We start from the raw sequence: 2,400 nt of genomic DNA, 5'->3' as shown, positions 1-2,400 counted from the left end.
TCGCAGAAGCGCTAAGCCCGGTTGGTCCGCGTGCAGCCCCCCATGGGGTGGCTCTACGCCACAGCGCGCGGCCAAACCTCGCTTTACCGCACCGGCACCGCAATATTGCAAAGATCGATATGCCCTGCCGGCCGCTTGTAGAAATCATCCACCCGGTTGCGCCGCGCCTCCACCACATCGGCGAACGTCTTCGACTCGGTCCGCAGCACCTGCAGCTTCGGCCGCTGCGCCGCCGGCACATCGGTTGCCCGCTGGATCGAGGCGATCGGCGTGCGCTGCGCCGCATCGGCATAGAAGCCCATCGGCGCCGGCCCGCGCGGCAACGCGCTCAACAGTTCCATTCCCTGCAGCACCCGACCGACCACCGTGATGTTGCGATCCAGCTGCCGTGGCGACTGCCCCGTCACCACATACAGCTCCGCGCCAATGCTGCTGTCTTCCTCGTTGCTGCGGCCCGCGCCCAGCGTGCCGTAACAGTGCGCCAGCCAGGTCTTGCCATCCTTGCGGTCCTGGCCCACCGCGAAACCGTCCACAAACCCGGTCTGGTCGGCCCAGCCATCGCGATCGGGCAGCACGCTGACCTCCAGCCCGGCGCTGTCGCGCTGGAACTCGGCCGGTAGTTTGCGCTTGGCCGTGCCCAATGGCTTGGCCTTGGCCGCATCGTCGGCATCGATATCGCCGAACTGCACCACGAAATTGTCCTGCACGCGGTACACGGTTTCGCCGTCCCAGAAGTGCTCGTGCGCCAGCGTCTGGATATTGGCCACATGCTGCGGCGCGAACGCCGGGGCCAGTTCGATGATGACCTGGCCCTTGTCCAGATTCATGTACAGCAGGTTGGTCGGATCCGGCGTGCGCCAGTCGCTGGCCGGCGAGGCGTCCAGGATCTGCTGCGGGCTGCGGTAAGGCGTGGCTGCGCTGGCGGCCAAGGGCAGCGCGCAGGCCAGGGCGAGGGCGAGCAGGGCAGGACGACGTGGCGACATGGCAAACCCGTTCAGGAAGTGTCCCCGGATTGTGCGCGAAGCCCCGACGGATCCGCCAGCGGTCGGGGCTGCCAACCGGCACGGTGACTAACGACACATTCGCTATAGCTGACTTCACACTAGTGTTGACTCCACGCTAGCTGGAGAAGCCCATGAGCGACCACGAGGCCCACCTCAAGAAGTTCCAGAAAGAGCTCAGCGCCGGCACCGTCTCGCTGGCCCTGCTGGCGGTGCTGGCCAAGGCCGGCGAGCCGCTGTACGGCTACCTGATAGCCAAGGAGCTGGAGCGGGTCGGGGAGGGCGTGCTGAGCGGCAAGCAGAGCGCGCTGTACCCGGTGCTGCGCAACCTGGAAGGGGCCGGGTTGCTGGAAAGCCATGTCGAACCGTCGATGGCCGGACCGCCGCGACGCTACTACCGCATCAACGAACGCGGTCGCCAGGTACTGGAGCTATGGACCCAGGCCTGGCGCGCCACCCGAGATTCCGTCGATTCCGTGTTGGAGGGGGTACTGCAATGAACGACCAGACCACGACGGGCAGCCAGCTGCCCGCCACCATTCCGCAGTACCTGGCGCAGTTGCGCGCGGCCCTGCACGATGCCGACCCGGCGATGGTGCAGGACGCCCTCTACGACGCCGAGGAATACCTGCGCTCGGAGCTGGCCGCGCAGCCCGGCCGCAGCGAGGCCGAGGTGATCGCCGATGTCGCCGGCAGCTACGGCGCGCCGGAAGAGGTCGCCGAGATCTACCGCGAAACCGAAATCACCGTTACCCGTGCGCTGCGCACGCCCAGCGCCGGTGCGGCGCCGTTGCGCCGGGCGACGGTGGGCGGTGCGGGGGGGGCCAGCGTTGGTAGCGGCGTAGCGCCGACGGCACCGGCGCCGGTCAAGCCGCGCGGCGTGCTGGCGCGCTTCTTCGGTGTCGCCCTGGAGGCACGCACCTACGGCGCGCTGTTCTACATGCTGCTGTCGCTGGCCACCGGCACGTTCTTCTTCACTTGGGTGGTGACCGGCCTGTCGTTGTCGCTGGGGCTGATGGTGCTGATCATCGGTATCCCGATCGCGGTGCTGTTCTTCGGTTCGGTGCGCGGCCTGTCGCTGCTGGAAGGGCGTCTGGTGGAAGCCCTGCTCGGCGAGCGCATGCCGCGCCGGCCGACCTATTCCGACCGCAGCCGCACCTGGCTGCAGCGGATCGGCGACATGTTCACCGACGGCCGCACCTGGCTGACGCTGTTGTACTTCATGCTGATGCTGCCGCTGGGCATCGTCTACTTCACCCTTGCCACCACGCTGTTGTCGGTGTCGCTGGCCTTCATCTGGGCGCCGGTGGCAGCGTTGATCTCCCCGGATTACGTGGGGATCCATATCGACGGCAACCAGATGCTGCCGCTCTGGGTGACCCCGCTGCTGGCGGTGGTC

3 protein-coding genes are annotated in these 2,400 nt (G+C 67.5%); 2 read left to right on the top strand and 1 reads right to left on the bottom strand.

The annotated features are described in order from the left end of the window. Window positions 1-83: 83 nt before the first annotated feature. On the bottom strand, window positions 84-983 hold the full coding sequence (locus AC1DQP_RS19495) for a peptidylprolyl isomerase (protein WP_457319309.1): 900 nt from the start codon (window positions 981-983) through the stop codon (window positions 84-86). 152 nt (window positions 984-1,135) lie between these two features. Here AC1DQP_RS19495 and AC1DQP_RS19490 point away from each other — a divergent pair, with 152 nt between their 5' ends. Then, complete coding sequence (locus tag AC1DQP_RS19490) at window positions 1,136-1,501, top strand: PadR family transcriptional regulator (protein WP_256776822.1); 366 nt, start codon at window positions 1,136-1,138, stop codon at window positions 1,499-1,501. Then, on the top strand, window positions 1,498-2,400 hold a 903-nt coding region (locus tag AC1DQP_RS19485), incomplete at its 3' end, for a sensor domain-containing protein (RefSeq protein ID WP_478052300.1). The genes AC1DQP_RS19490 and AC1DQP_RS19485, both read left to right, overlap by 4 nt.

The organism is Stenotrophomonas sp. P5_A8, assembly GCF_056400545.1.
The sequence above is the reverse complement of the archived record's forward strand: the minus strand, read 5'-3'. Positions and strand labels throughout refer to the sequence as shown.

Excerpts from the sequence above, each read along its gene's own strand:
- AC1DQP_RS19490 (WP_256776822.1), top strand. The coding sequence starts at position 1,136 with ATGAGCGACCACGAGGCCCACCTCAAGAAGTTCCAGAAAGAGCTCAGC.
- AC1DQP_RS19495 (WP_457319309.1), bottom strand. The coding sequence starts at position 983 with ATGTCGCCACGTCGTCCTGCCCTGCTCGCCCTCGCCCTGGCCTGCGCG.